Below are 16,331 nucleotides of genomic sequence, written 5' to 3' on the forward strand. Positions count from 1 at the left end.
CTGCCCCGACAGGAACGACCTCTTTCAGGACTTACTGTCACCCGCCTCGCGCGCCAGTTCCTTCAGAATGGGACAATCGGGCCGGCTGTCTCCATGACAGCGGTCCATCAGGTCCATGAGCGTATCCCGCATGTCGGAGAGCTCGGCGATCTTCATCTCTATCTCTTCGACATGATGCCGGGCCAGCGCCTTGACCTGCGAGCTGCTGCGGTCCCTGTCCTTCCACAGCGCCATGAGTTCGGAAACCTGATGCACCGAGAAGCCAAGACTTCTCGCTCGCTGAATGAAACGCAGGATTTGAACTTCCTGATCATGATACACCCTATAGCTGGCCGCCGTCCTCTGGGGCGCATCAATCAGGCCCACGGATTCATAATAGCGAATGGTCTTGGCCGGCACGCCGGATTTCTGTGCTGCCTGACCTATGTTCATCGCCTTTTCCTTTTTCGGAAGATACCGCAGATCCGATGGTAATACATTGAGTTCACGGACCTAATAAGGTCAAATGCCATCTGATGGTCCGATACCGACACATGAAGACCTTTGCGCACTTTGATGAATTGAAGATAGGCAATGTTCGTCCTGATCGATAACTACGACAGCTTTACCTACAATCTCTATCACTATCTCGGGGAGATTGGGGCAGAGTCCGTCGTGCATCGCAATGATGCAATCACTCCGGAAGAGGTCATGTCACTTGCGCCGGAAGGAATCGTCCTGTCTCCCGGCCCCTGCACGCCGACGGAGGCCGGGATTTGCCTGGATCTGATCGAGAGAGCAGCGGGCCACATTCCCATTCTCGGGGTGTGTCTTGGCCATCAGGCGATCGGCCAGGCCCTGGGTGGACATGTCATACGCGCACCGTTACCCCTGCACGGCAAGCTCAGCAGCGTATCGCACAAGGGCAGCGATATCTTCGAGAAGCTGCCCGTCCCTTTCAAGGTGACCCGCTATCACTCACTCCTGCTGGACCGGAACAGCCTGCCGGACAGTCTGGAGATAACCGCAGAAACCGATGATGGCCTGGTCATGGGCTTGCGCCATCGTGAGCAGCCCTTGTATGGCGTGCAGTTCCATCCGGAATCCATAGCGTCCGAATATGGACACGAACTGCTTGCGAATTTTGTAAGGCTGGCCCGAAGAACAAACGCCTGAAGGACGATTTTCAGTGACAAAGGACATGACGGACATCAAGCAGCTCCTCGGGGTCGTGGCTGAAGGCAAGAGGCTGGACGAGACACAGTCGGAACGAGCATTCGACATCATAATGTCGGGCGACGCGACACCGGCACAGATCGGCGGTTTCCTGATGTCCTTGCGGGTTCGCGGCGAAAGTGTCCCGGAGATCATAGGTGCTGCCCGTGCCATGCGCGGCAAGATGCTCTCCATCGATGCCCCTGCAAACGCGGTCGACACCTGTGGCACCGGCGGCGATGCCAAGGGCACTTTCAATATCTCCACTGCCGCCTCTTTCGTGGTGGCTGCCTGTGGGGTCCCTGTTGCCAAGCATGGCAACCGCGCGCTTTCCTCCAAGAGCGGAGCGGCAGATGTGCTGACTGCTCTTGGCGTGAATATCGAGGCCGAAACGGAACTGGTTCAGAGAGCCCTCAAGGAAGCGGGCACCTGCTTTCTCATGGCACCACGCCATCACAGTGCGATGCGGCATGTGGGTCCGGCTCGCGTAGAGCTGGGAACCCGAACCATCTTCAATATCCTGGGCCCTCTGTGCAATCCGGCCCGGGTCAGACGACAGCTTCTGGGGGTTTTCAATCGCGACTGGTTGCAGCCTCTGGCAGAAGTGCTCGAAGGTCTGGGGCATGAGAAGGCCTGGGTCGTTCATGGAGAGCATGGCTTCGATGAGTTGACCTCCGTAGGCACGACCTATGTAACCGCACTGGACAAGGGTGACATCTCCTCCTTCGAGATCCATCCGGAAGACTACGGCCTGCGCTCGGCCGCTCCGGAAGAACTGCGCGGCGGCGATGCGGAGGAGAACGCCCGTGCCTTGCGCGCCTTCCTGGCAGGGGAAACCGGAGCCTTGCGCGACACGATTCTCATGACGTCCGCGGGGGCCCTGGTGGTTGCCGACCGATCGAAAACCTTTGCGGAAGGGCTGCAGGTTGCAGCGGAAGCCATTGACAGCGGTCGAGCCGGGAACGTCCTCGATCAGCTTGTCGCCATCACCAACACGGAGCTGCACACGTGAGTGACGTACTGGAACAGATCTGCAGCGATAAGCGGCGACACATCGAGGAGCGCAAACAGCTTCTTTCCCTCGACGAGCTCGAGAAGATCATCGCCGCAAACGGCAAGACGCGCGGCTTCGAGCGCGCCCTGAAGGAGAAATCCGCGGAAAGCGGCTATGCCCTGATCTGCGAGATCAAGAAAGCCTCTCCTTCCAAAGGACTGATTCGCAAGGATTTCGATCCGTCTGAGCTGGCAGAAGCCTACACCAGAGGTGGTGCGACCTGCCTCTCCGTCCTGACAGACATCCCCTATTTCCAGGGGAATGATGATTTCCTGCGCATGGCTCGCACGGCCAGTTCACTGCCCGTATTGCGCAAGGATTTCATGCTCGAGCCCTATCAGATCCTGGAATCCCGGGCCCTGGGCGCGGACTGCATTCTGCTTATCCTGGCCGCGTTGACACAGAAACAGGCCGAGGAAATGGAGAAGTTGGCCATGGACCTTGGCATGGACGTTCTGCTTGAAGTTCATGATGAACTGGAGTTGGACCGGGCATTGAACCTGGGCTCACCGTTAATCGGGATCAACAACCGGGATCTCAAGACCCTGGAGGTGGATATTGCCACCACGGAGAAACTTGCCCCCAAGATCACCGAAGACCGCTTCCTGATTGCGGAGAGCGGTCTCTACGAGAGGGAAGACCTCCAGCGCCTGTCAAAGGCCGGCGCACGTGCTTTCCTGATCGGTGAATCCCTGATGCGCCAGGAGAATGTGGAAGACGCAGCCCGTGCCTTGCAGTCGGGAGGGGGTGCCAGCTGATGGGCCGGCTGACGCACTTCGACGAACAAGGCCAGGCTCGTATGGTCGACGTTTCCGAGAAGCAGGAAACCGAACGGGTAGCTATTGCGCAGGGCGAAATCCAGACCTCCGCAAAAACCGCTCGATTGATTGCCGAGGGTGAGATTGGCAAGGGGGACGTCCTCGCAGTCGCCCGTCTGGCCGGGATCATGGGGGCCAAGCGTACGGCAGACCTGATTCCTCTATGTCACCCTCTCTCGCTCAGTTCAGTCTCGGTAGATCTCACGCTCGACGAGCAGGCATGCATGGTCCGTATTGAAGCCACCTGTAAGCTCAAGGGGCGTACCGGCGTCGAGATGGAGGCCCTGACCGCAGTAAACGTCGCAGCCCTGACGGTCTATGACATGTGCAAGGCCGTGGATCGCGGAATGGTGATCGGCAATATACGCCTTGTGCACAAGTCAGGAGGCAAGTCTGGCACCTATGAGGTCAGGGAATGATTCCCGTCGAGGAGGCTCTGCAGAGGATTCTCGAAAAGATCTCCGCGCTGCCCGAGGAGCTCGTTTCCCTTGACCAGGCTCGAGGCAGGGTCCTGGCACGTCCCGTCACAGCCAGAGTCAGTCATCCTCCGAAAGCCGTTTCCGCCATGGACGGCTATGCCGTGCGTGCCGCTGATGTGGCAGGTGCTCCTGTCGAGCTGGAGGTGGCCGGACATATTGCCGCGGGCGAGACCTTCTCCGCAGAACTGGGACCGGGCCACGCCGTGCGCATCTTTACGGGAGCACAGCTTCCCAGAGGCGCGGATGCCATTGTCATTCAGGAGGATACGGAGGAAGCCGGAGAGGCGCGCGTCCTGGTCCGGAACCCCGTGCCCAAAGGCTATTACGTCCGTCCCGAGGGACTTGATTTCCAGGCGGGCGACATCGGCGTTTCCCCCGGCAAGCGCCTCAGTGTGAGGGATGTGGCATTGGCCGCAGCCATGAACGTTCCCTGGCTTCATGTTTACCGCAAACCGCGCGTGGCAGTCCTGGCCACCGGAGACGAGGTCGTCATGCCCGGCGACGCACCCGGTCCAGCCCAAATCGTCAGTTCCAACGGCCTTGCTCTTTGCAGTTTCATCGAAGCTTGTGGCGGCACGGCCCTCAATCTCGGAATTGCACCTGACAATGCCGAGGCTCTCAACAGCATGATCTCCGGAGCCAGGGGGGCTGATCTTCTGGTGACGACCGGTGGGGCTTCCGTTGGGGAACATGACCTGATCCGCAGCGGCCTCCATGATCTCAGAATGGATTTTTGGAAGATTGCAATGCGTCCGGGCAAACCCTTGCTGTTCGGTCAACTCGGTGAAGTCCCCATGCTGGGTTTACCCGGAAACCCCGTATCGACCCTGGTCTGCGCATTGGTTTTCCTCAGGCCCTGCCTGGACAGGATGCAGGGCCTTTCCGAGGGAAAGCAGAAAATGGAAACGGCAAGACTGGTGGAAGGTCTGTCCGAGAACGACCGCCGCCAGGACTACATGCGCGCACTTCTGGAGCATGATGCAGAGGGAGGACTTACGGTCCGCGCCGCGCCGCGGCAGGACAGTTCGATGCTCTCCACCCTTTCCCACAGCACGGCGCTTATCGTCCGTCCGCCGCATGACCCTGCCCGCCAGGCAGGAGATGCGGTTTCCATTCTGCGCTTGGATAACCAAGTTTATCCGATGTGATAATCACAACCGAACCAATACCCACGGGAGGCCTTCATGGAAATGACCGGTGAATATCGTATCGAAGCACCCCGCGATATCGTTTGGGAGGCTTTGAACGATCCAGAAATCCTCAGGAACTGTATTCCCGGCTGCGAGGAACTCGACAAGACCGACGAGCATTCCTTCGAAGCCAAGGTCAAGGCCAAGGTCGGGCCCGTAAATTCCCGCTTCACCGGGTCCGTTTCGCTTTCGAACATGAACCCGCCCGAGAGTTATACTATCAGCGGCGAAGGAAAAGGCGGTGCGGCCGGCTTTGCGAAGGGCAGTGCGGACGTACATCTCCAGGCCGAAAACGATCAGGTGACCGTCCTGACCTACAAGGCGAATGCGAAGGTCGGTGGCAAGCTTGCCCAGCTGGGCTCGCGCCTGATCGACGGAACAGCCCAGAAGATGGCCAGTGAATTCTTCTCGGAATTCGAGCGCCAAGTTTCAGAGAAATATGCCCTCTCCTCGTCTGCAGCTGCCGCTGACACGGCGGATGCAACCACTCCACCGGCTGAGGAGGCAACAGCGGCGAGCACATCGCAAACCTCGGACCAGGCGACAGAACCGCCGGTCGGCGAGAGTGCGGAGGCATCACCAGCCGCTGCAGCATCGCAATCCACCTCCTCGCAACAGGCAGCCCCCGGCCGGGGAGAGACCAGTTCGACGAAGCAAAGTGCCGGCGGATTGCCTCCGGCGGTATGGATCGGCGGAGCGGCCATAATCGTCGTGCTGCTGCTGATCCTCTTTGTCTGAACGCGATAGTTGACGGTACCCCACTTGACCGCCTGACAGAGGAAGCACAAACTCAACACCAGATGCTCTGGATGGAGGGCCAAACCGCAAGACATGCGGTACAATTAAGATAGGCGGAATAAGCCTTTACTGCAAAAAACAGCTGGAGAGACGCCGATGCTCACCGTTTCCATGACCGTCAACGGCAAGGAAGTCTCCAAATCCGTTGACCCGCGTACTCTGCTTGTCACTTTCCTGCGAGAACACCTCAACCTGACCGGAACGCATGTGGGATGCGACACCAGCCAGTGCGGGGCCTGCGTCGTGCATGTGAACGGGCAATCCGCAAAGGCCTGCACCATGTTGGCAGCCCAGGCCGAAGGCACCGAAGTCACGACCATCGAAGGCCTGGCCAAGAATGGTGACCTCCATCCCATGCAGGCAGCTTTCAAGGAACACCACGGCCTTCAGTGCGGCTACTGCACACCCGGTATGGTGATGAGTGCCCTTGACCTGCTGCAACACAATCCGGAACCAAGCGACGAGGAAGTCAGGCACTGGCTGGAAGGCAATATCTGTCGCTGCACGGGATACCAGAACATCGTGAAGGCCATTCAGTCGGCCGCACAGGAAATGAGGAGTTGAAGCCATGCCGGATACAGGAATTGGCGCCTCCGTCAAACGCAAGGAAGACTATCGTTTCCTGACGGGAAAGGGGCATTATACGGATGATCTGAACAGGCCCGGACAACTCTATGCCTGTTTCCTGCGCTCGCCACTTGCCCATGCCCAGGTGAAGTCTGTCAACGCCGACGAGGCACGCAAGCTCGACGGAGTTGTCGCAATATTCACGGGACAGGACATGGCCGACGACGGTGTCGGCTCTCTGCCCTGCGGCTGGGTGGTCACAGACCGTCACGGCGAACCTCACAAGGCGCCGCCCCACTATCCCCTGGTTCGCGACAAGGCACGCTATGTCGGCGACCAGGTGGCCATGGTGATTGCGGAGAGCCAGGCACGAGCCCGCGAGGCAGCAGATCTGATCGAGGTCGACTACGAAGAACTCGACCCGGTTATCGATATGTCCGAAGCCGAAAGGGCCACGCAGATCCATGAAGAGGCACCCGGCAACCTCTGCTTCGACTGGGAACTGGGCGACAAGTCTGCCACCGACGAGGCCTTCGCGAAGGCCGACACGGTGGCCAAGCTTGACCTGGTGAACAACCGCCTGGTGCCCAACGCCATGGAACCGCGTGCAGCCATCGGCGAGTATGATGCGGGCTCGGATAGCTATACGGTCTATTCCACCAGTCAGAACCCGCACCTCCTCCGTCTGATCCTGTGCGCCTTCGTGCTGAACCTGCCGGAGACCAAGGTACGTGTCGTGGCTCCCGACGTGGGCGGTGGATTCGGCTCCAAGATCTTTGCCTATGCCGAGGAGACAGCCTGCACCTGGGCCTCCCGCAAAGTCGGCCGTCCGGTGAAGTGGACCGCCGAGCGCGGCGAGAGTTTCCTGACGGATGCGCATGGCCGCGATCACATCACCCACGTGGAACTGGCTCTGGACAACAGCGGGAAGTTCCTGGGCTTGAAAGTCGATACCAAGGCCAACCTCGGGGCGTATCTCTCCAGCTTCTCGACCTGTGTGCCCACCTATCTCTATGGCACCTTGCTGGCTGGCCAGTACACCACGCCGGCGATCCACTGCAATGTGAAGGGCATGTTCACCAATACAGCGCCTGTGGATGCCTATCGCGGCGCCGGCCGTCCGGAAGCAACCTATGTGGTGGAACGCATCGTCGAAGTGGCCGCCCGGGAACTGGGCATGGATCCGGCCGAATTGCGCCGCAAGAACTTCATCCAGCCCGAGCAGTTCCCCTACCAGACACCCGTAGCCCTCAACTACGATACGGGGGACTATGAACCAGCCCTCGACAAGGCGCTGCAGATGATCGACTACAAGAACTTCTCTCAGCGCCGCACCGAGTCCGAGCGGAACGGCAAGCTGCGGGGAATCGGGTTCTCCGCCTATATAGAAGCCTGCGGACTTGCCCCCTCTGCCGTGGTCGGTTCGCTCGGCGCCGGGGTCGGGCTCTGGGAGTCCGCCCAGGTCCGCTTCAATGCGACCGGTACGGTTTCCGTGTTCACCGGGTCGCACAGTCACGGGCAGGGGCATGAAACCACCTTTTCGCAGCTGGCCGCCGACAGGCTTGGCATCCCTTACGAGAATGTGGAGATCGTCCACGGCGATACGGGACAAATCCCCATGGGCATGGGCACTTACGGCTCCCGCTCGCTTGCCGTCGGTGGGTCTGCCATCTCCAAGGCCTGCGACAAGGTTATCGAGAAAGGCCGCAAGATCGCGGCGCACCTCCTGGAGGCCAGTCCCGACGATGTCGAATTCAAGGACGGCAAGTTCACCGTGTCGGGGACGGACAAGTCCAAGACCATGGCGGAGATCGCCTTCACGGCCTATGTCCCGCACAACTACCCGGAGGGACTGGAACCCGGCCTCGACGAGACTGCCTTCTATGACCCCCTGAATTTCACCTATCCCGCGGGGGTTCATATCGCCGAGGTCGAAATCGACCCCGACACCGGCATCACGGAAATCAAGGACTGGGTCGCGGTCGACGATTTCGGGCGCGTGATGAATCCCATGATCGTCGAAGGCCAGGTGCATGGCGGCATTGCCCAAGGCGTCGGCCAGGCTCTCTACGAGAACTGTGTCTACGACAAGGAAAGCGGGCAGTTGGTCACCGGGTCCTACATGGATTACTGCATGCCACGTGCGGACAATTTCCCCAACTTCAGGGTGGATATGACGGTCAGCGAGTGCACGCACAATCCTCTCGGGGTCAAGGGCTGTGGAGAGGCCGGCGCCATTGCCGCCCCGGCCGCTCTCATGAACGCCGTCACCGATGCCCTGGGGCAGGAAATCGACATGCCGGCCAGCCCGGAAAAAGTCTGGCGAATAGCCCAGACCCGCATACAGCAGGCTGCTGAATAAGGGAGGCCAAAAGAATGTACGACTTCGAATACCATCGACCGAACTCCGTAGATGACGCGGTACGTGCCCGTGGCGGCAGTGAGGATGCCACCTTCCTGGCTGGGGGGATGACGCTGCTGCCGACCATGAAGCAGCGGCTGGCCAATCCCACAGATCTCGTGGATATTGGAGCCATTCGCGATCTCAGCGGCATAAGCGAAGAGAACGGTCGTATCGTTATCGGGGCCATGAGTACGCATGCCAGCGTCGCTGGCAACGATCTGGTCAAACAGAAGATTCCGGCGCTGGCCAATCTGGCCCGCGGCATCGGCGACCCTCAGGTCCGCAACCGTGGCACTCTGGGCGGATCCATTGCCAATGCCGATCCATCCGCGGATTATCCGGCGGCCGTGCTGGGGCTTGGGGCTACCGTCAAGACGGACAAGCGTGAAATCAAAGGCGATGATTTCTTCATCGACATGTTCGAAACGGCCCTGGAGGAAGGGGAACTGATTCTCTCGGTAGGGTTTCCTATTCCGACGAAGGCAGCCTACGCCAAGTTCCCGAACCCGGCCTCTCGTTATGCCATGGTCGGCGTTTTCGTGGCCGAGGTGAACGGCGAGATTCGCGTGGCCGTCACTGGCGCTGCACCCAGCGCCTTCCGTGTCCCCGACATGGAGGAAGCACTACGGAATAACTTTTCCGCCGAAGCCGTCAATAACGTGAAAGTGCCTGCTGACGGCCTCAATAGCGACTTGCATGGCTCGGCCGACTACCGGGCCCATCTCGTCACTGTCATGGCGCGGCGGGCCGTACAGCAGTTGGCCTGACACAACGGCTGCCCGATCGGAAAAGCTTTCAGGTATGCTTAAGTAAGGGCCGGGTCCCAGGACTCGGCCCTCTTTGCAGCAGCATGGGGCTCGCCAGGTGTCTCGAAGAAAGACAGCTCTCGTCTCGGTCCTCGCTGTCCTGCTCGTTCTGGTGATTGCTGGAGCAGCGACCTTGGCACTGCGCAAGCCGATCCTGCAGGCGGCAAGCACCTATTACCTGGAACAGGCCGGCATCGAAGCTGAGCTGACGATTTCGGAGGTTGGCTTCCGGGAAATCGTCCTGGAAGACCTTCGGTTAAGTAGCGAGACTTTCTCAAGGGCCGAGGCCCAGCAGGCTCGTATCCTCTATACGCCCTCAGAACTGCTTTCCGGAGTACTGCCCACTCTTGAGATTCGTGGCCTGAGGCTAGAGCAAGACCTCCCTACTACGAATACGAACGACAACACCGTGTCGGAACCTGAAGGTGCACTGGCACAGCCAGAGGCAGTCCAGTCCACGCCCGACCCGCAGAGCTTGCTGGGCGACTGGGAGCCATCGGATATCCACCTCCTAGACGCACGATACAGTCTGAAGGCTCAAGGCCGTACATATGCTGTGGAGTTCGAGGGACAGTTGCAGCGCATGGAAGCGGAACGACATAACCTCGAGCTCTCAGTACACTCCGCGGAAGGCAGTGCGGCCAAGATTTCCGGGAGAATGACGGTTTCCTTGTCCAGGCTCCTGCCTGTGTCAGGGAAAGGTTGGCTGGAAGCGCGGGCGCCGGAACTCGGGGCACAGGGACGGCTTGAGATTTCCGGTGAACGGACAGAACAATCTCCCCAATTGGAGACGCAAGGAACCTTACTGTTTCAGGGAGCCAAATGGGCCACTCACATCGCCGGACTGCCGGCCCAGGATGAAGACCTGGAAACGAGGCTGTCCTTTGACGGCAAGCTCGCTCTGCCCGCTCCTGAGGAATACTCACAAACACCCCTGCAGTTTGCCACCCTTCTCTCGCAAAGCCGGGCTAGCGGACATCTTGCACTGGAGGTGTCGCGTCTGGCTCTTCCACGGCAGGCAGACAAGGTCGCCGCGCGGGCACAGGGACATTTCACATTCGAGGCGAACACTCTTGCTTTCGTACTGGAAGACACAGCACAGATCGAATACGACCCCACCGAAGCAAGTGGATCGAGTGAGAACATCGAGAACGGAGACGAGACCGCGCGCCTGCTCTCGGACACCTACACCGTTAAGTTCTTGCAGGCGGAAGCGGAGACGCCCTTTCTCCGCATTCGGGACATCACGACAGCCCCTATCGTGAACCTGTCCTCGGATATCCGGCTGACGGGGACACGCAGCATCGAGGTTTCCGCCGGCCTGAAGGTCCGCTACGAACAGGAGGGGGCTCGCTTCACGGCACAAGGAAGTGAGGTCCGGGTCAGGAACCTGCCGTTTGCATCCCTGGGTCCTCATGAAATCTCGGGATCCTTCGAACTCTCCGGATCCCCGGAATCCTACGAGGGCCATTCTGCAATTCGGATCGATCTCGAAGAGCTCGACAGCGCACTGGTCTCCGCCGGCCGCACGGAAGGCCAGATAGCCCTCGATTTCAAGGGTAAGGGGATCCGTTCTCTTGAGATCAACCTGAAAGAGACAGGGCGCTTCTCGACACAGGACCTTTCCCTGCCCGCCGATCTTGGCATACCCCGAGCCGAGCTCGAACTGCAGGACTCCGTGCTCAGTTATCGGAACACTTCGGAAAGTGCCCCCAGCTTTACAGTCAACGGAAAGGTCAGGGCTCAACCATTTGATTTTCGACAACTCCGCACAGGAGACACACCCTTTACCGGCGAGGTCGGCGCCCTATCCCTGGACTTCCAGGCCAATCCAGCGCCCGAAACCGAGGCGATCCCTCTTTTAACCGCGTCAGGCACGCTCGAGAGCGTGAAACTGGACGAGCCCGGCTTGCGCCTGGAGAACCTGTCCCTAAGGGCGAACTATCCGCAGAGCGATGACGACCCGCCTCTCATCCAACTGGATCACGGCTTGCTCAGCAGCACCGCAGACCCAGCCCTGTTTACAGAGCTCGATCTGACAGGGCGCCTCGACAGGATTGATGAGACACTGACCTTTACCCTGACCGGGCAAAGCCCAGCCAACGGCACTAAAGTGTCCGCCAAAGGTAGGCACAGCCTGGAAAGCGGAAACGGAACGGCTACAATCGCCCTGCCCTCGCAACGGTTCGTCAGTGGAGGCTTGCAACCCGAAGGCCTGTTTCCGCTTCTCAATATGTTAAAGAACGTTGAAGGCGATGCCGCCATCAACGTGGATATCACCTGGAACGACTACGGACTGGGGACCCGCGGCCAACTCTATCTCACCGAGATCGACTTTGGCCTCGACGATATCAGTATCGAGGGTCTGAGCACTTCCCTCGCCCTGGACAACCTGATCCCCTTGCGTACCGAGCAGGCTCAATCCTTCTCCATACACTCCATCGCGCTGGGTGGACTCGAATTTGACAATGTCTCGGGACTGCTTGCTCTTTCTGAGAGCACGTCCGCCCTGCCTGTATTTGACCTCGTTTCTGCACAGGCGGATTTTGCCGATGGTCATCTGCAGATCGAGAATGGGCGATTTGACCTGACGGACAAGCGGCACAGCCTTCTCCTCAAAGCAAGGGATCTCAGTATCGAGCAACTTGTCAATCTGCTGGAAATTGAGAACCTCGAGGCGGAGGGCCGCTTTACAGGAGAAATCCCTGTCACTGTGAGTGGAAGTGGGTTCGAGATACCCGAAGGCTATCTTGAAGCCTCACGTAAAGGACGTATCGCCTTCAAATCGGAAGAGGTGCGTTCGGCCCTGGCCTCGGGTGGCGAGGCTGTCATGCTGATGCTGGATGCTTTAGAGAACTTCCACTACGACAACCTGCGTGTCGAGGTCCAAAAGCCACAAGAAGGGGAAAGCCGGCTCAACATTGATCTGGAAGGACGGAATCCGGACGTCCTTGACGGTCACCCTTTCGATCTGAACATCAATATGAGCGGCAATCTTGGGCCGATTCTCCAGGCCATCGCCGAGGGTCAGCGACTGTCCCAGGATGTCCTCGATGAAATGCTTGAACTTGTACGATGACCATGATGGCACCACAATCGAGGGACAATCTGCTCGGATTGTATAATCTTTATCGCAAGAAGGCTTCAAAGTGACCAGACCACAGAAAGAGTTTTCGAAAGTCATTGCGGCTGCCCTTGCACTCGGACTGCTCGCCGCTTGTCAGCCGACAGTCGCCGTTCAGGCACCCAAGGACCCCATCACTATAAACCTGAATGTAAAGCTTGACGCAGATGTTCGAGTGCGCCTTGAAGAACAGGCGGAAGAGGATATCGAATCCAGATCCGAAATCTTCTAGGAAGGTTTCATGACGGCATCTACAGGGACGAGGACATGACAATTCGCAAAACATTCTTGGTCGCATTACTTTTTGCCCTGCTGGGCAGCGCCGTTCTGGGTGCGACGGCTTGGGCCCAGTCAGCCGAAGAGCTCCGCAGGAGCGGAGATGCCGGAGAGCGCTGGGATGGCCTGATGGAGGCGCGTACGCCATCTGCGGAAAGCGCCGTGGACAAGATCAACCAGGAACGGCTCGAGGTCTATCGTGATCGTGCCGAACAGCAGGATGCCCCTGTTCAATCAGTTGGAAAGATCTATTTCGAAAAGATTTTGGACAAGGTTCCCAGCGGAACCTGGATCAAGAAACCGAACGGAGAATGGATACAGAAGCAGTGAACGATAGTGCACCGACTCCCCTCGCTCTGCCAGACAGCGTCGACGCCACTCTGGCGTTGCTCGAGAGCGGCAACTATGTTGCCGGGCGCAATCTGGCCACCATGGTCTATCTAGCCCTCAGGCTGAAGCGTCCTTTGTTCCTGGAAGGTGAAGCAGGCGTCGGCAAAACGGAACTGGCCAAGGTTCTGGCCACGACACTCGGACGCAGACTGATTCGCCTGCAGTGCTATGAAGGACTCGACCTGGCAAGTTCGGCCTACGAATGGAACTATCCGCGGCAGATGATTGAGATTCGCCTGGCAGAGGCCACGGGAAGAACCGAGGACCGTGCCTCACTGGTGGCGGACATTTTCTCCGAGGACTTCCTGATCGAACGGCCACTCCTCCAGGCTCTGAAACCGGCTGCGGAAGGCCCGCCGGTTCTGCTGATCGACGAGCTGGATCGTACGGATGAACCTTTCGAGGCCTTCCTGCTGGAGTTGCTTTCTGATTTCCAGATCTCGATTCCGGAGATCGGCAATATCAGTGCCTCCGAGCCGCCCATCGTGATCCTGACCTCCAATCGCACCCGGGAAATCCACGACGCCCTGAAGCGTCGCTGCCTCTATCACTGGGTTGACTATCCGGACATGGAGCGGGAGCAGAAAATCCTGTCTTCGAGAGCCCCCGATGTGCCCGCCAATCTCAGCCGTGAAGTTGTTTCCTTCGTTCACGCCCTACGCGATACCGATCTTTTCAAGTCCCCCGGCATCGCGGAGACCATAGATTGGGCGGAAGCTCTCATCCAACTGGACAAGATCAGTCTCGACAGTGTGGCTGTGGATGACACCCTGGGGGTCCTGCTGAAGTATCAGGATGATATCGCCAAGATTGAGGGCAGTGAGGCTGCCCGCCTGTTGCAGCAGATAAAGCAGGATGCCCTTGCAGGGTCATAAACCGCAACCATGCAACAAAGTGATCCTTTTGCCGGCGCTGTAGAGAGACTTCGTTTGGAGCGCTCACAGGAAGGCCAAGGCCCGGATGAAGGGCGATTGGGGGAGAACATCCTGCGGTTTATGCGTGTTCTGCGCTCGGCCGGCCTCCCAGTCGGCACCTCTACTGTGCTGCAGGCATTCGAAGCTGTCGAGGCGGTCGGTCTGCAACGGCGCGAGGACTTCTACTGGGCGCTGCATGGCGTCTGCATAACCCGGCGCGATCAGCAGGAAATCTTCGATCAGGCATTTGAGGTCTTCTGGCGCAACCCTCGTCTGCTGGACCGGATGCGTGCCCTCTTCCTGCCGAGCATGCTGGAGGAAGCCTCCGACAACTCCGCCCAACAGGCCCTGAACCGCCGTGTAGCGGAAGCCTTGCAGTTCGACCAGGACAGCCAGGAAGAGCAGCAATCGCAGAAGGAGGAATACGAACTCGACGCGGCCCTGACCTGGTCGGAGAACGACAGCCTGAAGCACCGGGACTTCGAGCAGATGTCTCAGCAGGAAATGGAGGAAGCAAAGGCGCGCATTGCACGCATGCGTCTGCCCTTCGAAAAGGTCCGTACTCGCCGTTTCAAGACCTCTCCCGTCCCGGGACGGATCGACCTGCGCCACAGCCTGCGCCAATCCTTGCGCAGCGGCAGTGAGACCATCCGCTTCAGCTGGCGGAAACAACGTCACCGGATACCACCGCTGGTCATTCTCTGCGATATCTCCGGTTCCATGAGCCGGTATTCGCGTATCCTTCTCCACTTCATGCACACCACGACCGGAGAGCGGGAAAGGGTCCACTCCTTTCTCTTCGGCACGCGCCTGACAAATGTGACTCGAGCCTTGAAGGAGAAAGACGTCGACCTGGCGCTGGAATCAATCGGCAGCACAGCGCAGGACTGGGACGGCGGCACGCGCATCGGCAGCTGTCTTGCACATTTCAACTACCACTGGTCGCGTCGCGTCCTGGCCCAAGGTGCCACAGTGCTGCTGATCACTGACGGGCTGGACCGGGAAGACAATCGTATCCTGCAGAAGGAAGCGGAAAGGCTTCACAAATCCTGTCGACGCCTGATGTGGCTCAATCCGCTTTTGCGGTACGAGGACTATCAACCCCGTACCGGTGGGGCCAAGGCCCTGTTGCCGCATGTTGACGATTTCCTGCCTGTGCACAATCTCGAAAGCTTGGGGCAACTGGCTGATGCCTTGCAGAATGGCAGCATCAGGCGTGCTGCACCGGCGGATACTTGGAAGGAGAGCCTGGAAAGATGACGGACCCACTCTTTGCGGCCAGCGAGGAAATTCTTGGCCTTGCCGAGAACTGGCTCGAGCAGGGCAGAAATGCCGCGTTGGCCACTGTTGTCGGAACCTGGGGATCCTCCCCTCGACCGGTTGGCAGCCATTTGCTGGTGGACGAGACGGGCGACATGATGGGCTCCGTTTCAGGAGGCTGCATCGAAGGAGCCGTCGTCGAGGAAGCCAGGCAGGCGATGCAGGACGGCAAGCCGCGCCTGCTTGAATTCGGTGTCAGCAACGAAGACGCTTGGGAGGTCGGCCTGGCCTGTGGCGGAACAGTCCGCGTCTATGTGGAAAAGCTGGTGGCGGATCAATGAAGGCTTCGCTGCTGAAAAGCCTGCGCGGTGCGATCAGCACAAAGACACCCGCCTGCGTCGTCACTCACCTCGAAACTGGTGAACAGAACCTGCTGACTCACCAGGGGCAGATCGAGGGCGATCTTGTTCTTACCGAAGGTCTCCAGCAAGAGGCTCAACAGGCTTTGGCCCGCGGCCGTAGCGGCCTGTTGAGTGATGAGAACTATTTCGCCGAATGCCTATTGCCGCCGGCCCGGTTGATGGTGGTTGGGGCTGTTCACATCGCGCAGAAACTCTGCCCTATGGCGGATCTGATGGGTTACGAAGTAACGCTGATCGACCCCAGACGGGCCTGGAGCACCTCAGCGCGCTTCCCCGGCCTGACGATACTCCAGTCCTGGCCCGACGAAGCGTTGGAGCAGCTTGCACCGGACAGCCGAAGTGCCATAGTCACCCTGACCCATGACCCCAAACTGGACGATCCTGCCCTGGAGGTCGCCTTGAAGAGCCCGGCATTCTATATTGGCGCCTTGGGATCCACGCGCACCCACGACAAGCGGCTGCAGCGCCTGCGAGAACTTGGGCTTGATGAGGAAACCCTGAAACGCATCCACGGTCCGGTCGGATTGTCGATCGGGGCACGTGCACCCTCCGAGATTTCCGTTTCCATACTGGCGGAACTGACAGCCGCCTTGCATGGTGCGGAAATACAGAGGAAAGTTCCGAAGGACGCATGA

Annotated in this window: 17 protein-coding genes; 16 read left to right on the forward strand and 1 reads right to left on the reverse strand. The window is 59.1% G+C overall.

The features are described from left to right. Positions 1–24: 24 nt before the first annotated feature. Positions 25–432 (reverse strand): Cu(I)-responsive transcriptional regulator, encoded by a 408-nt coding sequence (cueR, locus tag ACFOW6_RS07735; RefSeq protein WP_382421762.1) that lies wholly within the window; start codon positions 430–432, stop codon positions 25–27. 141 nt (positions 433–573) lie between these two features. Between cueR and ACFOW6_RS07740 the strand changes: the two genes are divergently transcribed. The 16 genes from ACFOW6_RS07740 to ACFOW6_RS07815 all read left to right on the forward strand — a co-directional run bounded on the left by ACFOW6_RS07740 (position 574) and on the right by ACFOW6_RS07815 (position 16,331). Next, complete coding sequence (locus tag ACFOW6_RS07740; protein WP_382421763.1) at positions 574–1,155, forward strand: anthranilate synthase component II; 582 nt, start codon at positions 574–576, stop codon at positions 1,153–1,155. Positions 1,156–1,180: 25 nt separating this feature from the next. Further along, positions 1,181–2,206, forward strand: coding sequence for an anthranilate phosphoribosyltransferase (trpD, locus tag ACFOW6_RS07745; RefSeq protein ID WP_382421764.1), 1,026 nt, complete (start codon positions 1,181–1,183; stop codon positions 2,204–2,206). Then, positions 2,203–3,006, forward strand: a complete 804-nt coding sequence (gene trpC, locus ACFOW6_RS07750) for an indole-3-glycerol phosphate synthase TrpC (RefSeq protein ID WP_382421765.1) — start codon at positions 2,203–2,205, stop codon at positions 3,004–3,006. The genes trpD and trpC overlap by 4 nt, the downstream gene beginning before the upstream one ends. After that, entirely contained in the window at positions 3,006–3,485 is a 480-nt protein-coding gene (moaC, locus tag ACFOW6_RS07755; protein WP_382421766.1) for a cyclic pyranopterin monophosphate synthase MoaC, read from the forward strand. Before trpC ends, moaC begins: the two co-directional genes overlap by 1 nt. Further along, positions 3,482–4,693 (forward strand): molybdopterin molybdotransferase MoeA, encoded by a 1,212-nt coding sequence (locus ACFOW6_RS07760; protein WP_382421767.1) that lies wholly within the window; start codon positions 3,482–3,484, stop codon positions 4,691–4,693. The genes moaC and ACFOW6_RS07760 overlap by 4 nt, the downstream gene beginning before the upstream one ends. Before the next feature lie 36 nt (positions 4,694–4,729). Further along, a complete protein-coding gene (locus ACFOW6_RS07765; protein ID WP_382421768.1) occupies positions 4,730–5,473 on the forward strand; it encodes a CoxG family protein in 744 nt (247 codons plus the stop codon). Positions 5,474–5,629: 156 nt separating this feature from the next. After that, positions 5,630–6,097 carry a (2Fe-2S)-binding protein gene (locus ACFOW6_RS07770; RefSeq protein WP_382421769.1) on the forward strand — a complete coding sequence of 156 codons (468 nt, stop codon included), beginning with the start codon at positions 5,630–5,632 and terminating at the stop codon, positions 6,095–6,097. Positions 6,098–6,101: 4 nt separating this feature from the next. Continuing rightward, positions 6,102–8,462 carry a xanthine dehydrogenase family protein molybdopterin-binding subunit gene (locus ACFOW6_RS07775; protein WP_382421770.1) on the forward strand — a complete coding sequence of 787 codons (2,361 nt, stop codon included), beginning with the start codon at positions 6,102–6,104 and terminating at the stop codon, positions 8,460–8,462. Between the two features lie 14 nt (positions 8,463–8,476). Beyond that, positions 8,477–9,271 carry an FAD binding domain-containing protein gene (locus ACFOW6_RS07780; RefSeq protein ID WP_382421771.1) on the forward strand — a complete coding sequence of 265 codons (795 nt, stop codon included), beginning with the start codon at positions 8,477–8,479 and terminating at the stop codon, positions 9,269–9,271. Between the two features lie 97 nt (positions 9,272–9,368). Continuing rightward, on the forward strand, positions 9,369–12,389 hold the full coding sequence (locus tag ACFOW6_RS07785) for an intermembrane phospholipid transport protein YdbH family protein (protein ID WP_382421772.1): 3,021 nt from the start codon (positions 9,369–9,371) through the stop codon (positions 12,387–12,389). A 70-nt stretch (positions 12,390–12,459) separates the two neighbouring features. Then, positions 12,460–12,666 carry a YnbE family lipoprotein gene (locus tag ACFOW6_RS07790; protein ID WP_382421773.1) on the forward strand — a complete coding sequence of 69 codons (207 nt, stop codon included), beginning with the start codon at positions 12,460–12,462 and terminating at the stop codon, positions 12,664–12,666. Positions 12,667–12,722: 56 nt separating this feature from the next. Continuing rightward, complete coding sequence (locus tag ACFOW6_RS07795) at positions 12,723–13,040, forward strand: YdbL family protein (RefSeq protein ID WP_382421774.1); 318 nt, start codon at positions 12,723–12,725, stop codon at positions 13,038–13,040. Beyond that, entirely contained in the window at positions 13,022–13,975 is a 954-nt protein-coding gene (locus ACFOW6_RS07800) for an AAA family ATPase (RefSeq protein ID WP_382421775.1), read from the forward strand. The genes ACFOW6_RS07795 and ACFOW6_RS07800 overlap by 19 nt, the downstream gene beginning before the upstream one ends. A 120-nt stretch (positions 13,976–14,095) precedes the next feature. Next, the gene (locus ACFOW6_RS07805; RefSeq protein WP_382421776.1) at positions 14,096–15,274 is read left to right on the forward strand and encodes a vWA domain-containing protein; all 1,179 of its coding nucleotides are present in this window, start codon (positions 14,096–14,098) and stop codon (positions 15,272–15,274) included. Then, the gene (locus tag ACFOW6_RS07810; RefSeq protein WP_382421777.1) at positions 15,271–15,615 is read left to right on the forward strand and encodes an XdhC family protein; all 345 of its coding nucleotides are present in this window, start codon (positions 15,271–15,273) and stop codon (positions 15,613–15,615) included. The genes ACFOW6_RS07805 and ACFOW6_RS07810 overlap by 4 nt, the downstream gene beginning before the upstream one ends. After that, a complete protein-coding gene (locus ACFOW6_RS07815) occupies positions 15,612–16,331 on the forward strand; it encodes an XdhC family protein (RefSeq protein ID WP_382421778.1) in 720 nt (239 codons plus the stop codon). Before ACFOW6_RS07810 ends, ACFOW6_RS07815 begins: the two co-directional genes overlap by 4 nt.

It is taken from the genome of Fodinicurvata halophila (assembly GCF_042651425.1).
In the GTDB taxonomy this organism is placed as follows: Bacteria; Pseudomonadota; Alphaproteobacteria; order Kiloniellales; family DSM-21159; genus Fodinicurvata; species Fodinicurvata halophila.

Excerpts from the sequence above, each read along its gene's own strand:
- cueR (WP_382421762.1), bottom strand. The coding sequence starts at position 432 with ATGAACATAGGTCAGGCAGCACAGAAATCCGGCGTGCCGGCCAAGACC.
- ACFOW6_RS07740 (WP_382421763.1), top strand. The coding sequence starts at position 574 with ATGTTCGTCCTGATCGATAACTACGACAGCTTTACCTACAATCTCTAT.
- trpD (WP_382421764.1), top strand. The coding sequence starts at position 1,181 with ATGACGGACATCAAGCAGCTCCTCGGGGTCGTGGCTGAAGGCAAGAGG.
- moaC (WP_382421766.1), top strand. The coding sequence starts at position 3,006 with ATGGGCCGGCTGACGCACTTCGACGAACAAGGCCAGGCTCGTATGGTC.
- ACFOW6_RS07760 (WP_382421767.1), top strand. The coding sequence starts at position 3,482 with ATGATTCCCGTCGAGGAGGCTCTGCAGAGGATTCTCGAAAAGATCTCC.
- ACFOW6_RS07765 (WP_382421768.1), top strand. The coding sequence starts at position 4,730 with ATGGAAATGACCGGTGAATATCGTATCGAAGCACCCCGCGATATCGTT.
- ACFOW6_RS07770 (WP_382421769.1), top strand. The coding sequence starts at position 5,630 with ATGCTCACCGTTTCCATGACCGTCAACGGCAAGGAAGTCTCCAAATCC.
- ACFOW6_RS07775 (WP_382421770.1), top strand. The coding sequence starts at position 6,102 with ATGCCGGATACAGGAATTGGCGCCTCCGTCAAACGCAAGGAAGACTAT.
- ACFOW6_RS07780 (WP_382421771.1), top strand. The coding sequence starts at position 8,477 with ATGTACGACTTCGAATACCATCGACCGAACTCCGTAGATGACGCGGTA.
- ACFOW6_RS07800 (WP_382421775.1), top strand. The coding sequence starts at position 13,022 with ATGGATACAGAAGCAGTGAACGATAGTGCACCGACTCCCCTCGCTCTG.
- ACFOW6_RS07805 (WP_382421776.1), top strand. The coding sequence starts at position 14,096 with ATGCGTGTTCTGCGCTCGGCCGGCCTCCCAGTCGGCACCTCTACTGTG.
- ACFOW6_RS07810 (WP_382421777.1), top strand. The coding sequence starts at position 15,271 with ATGACGGACCCACTCTTTGCGGCCAGCGAGGAAATTCTTGGCCTTGCC.
- ACFOW6_RS07815 (WP_382421778.1), top strand. The coding sequence starts at position 15,612 with ATGAAGGCTTCGCTGCTGAAAAGCCTGCGCGGTGCGATCAGCACAAAG.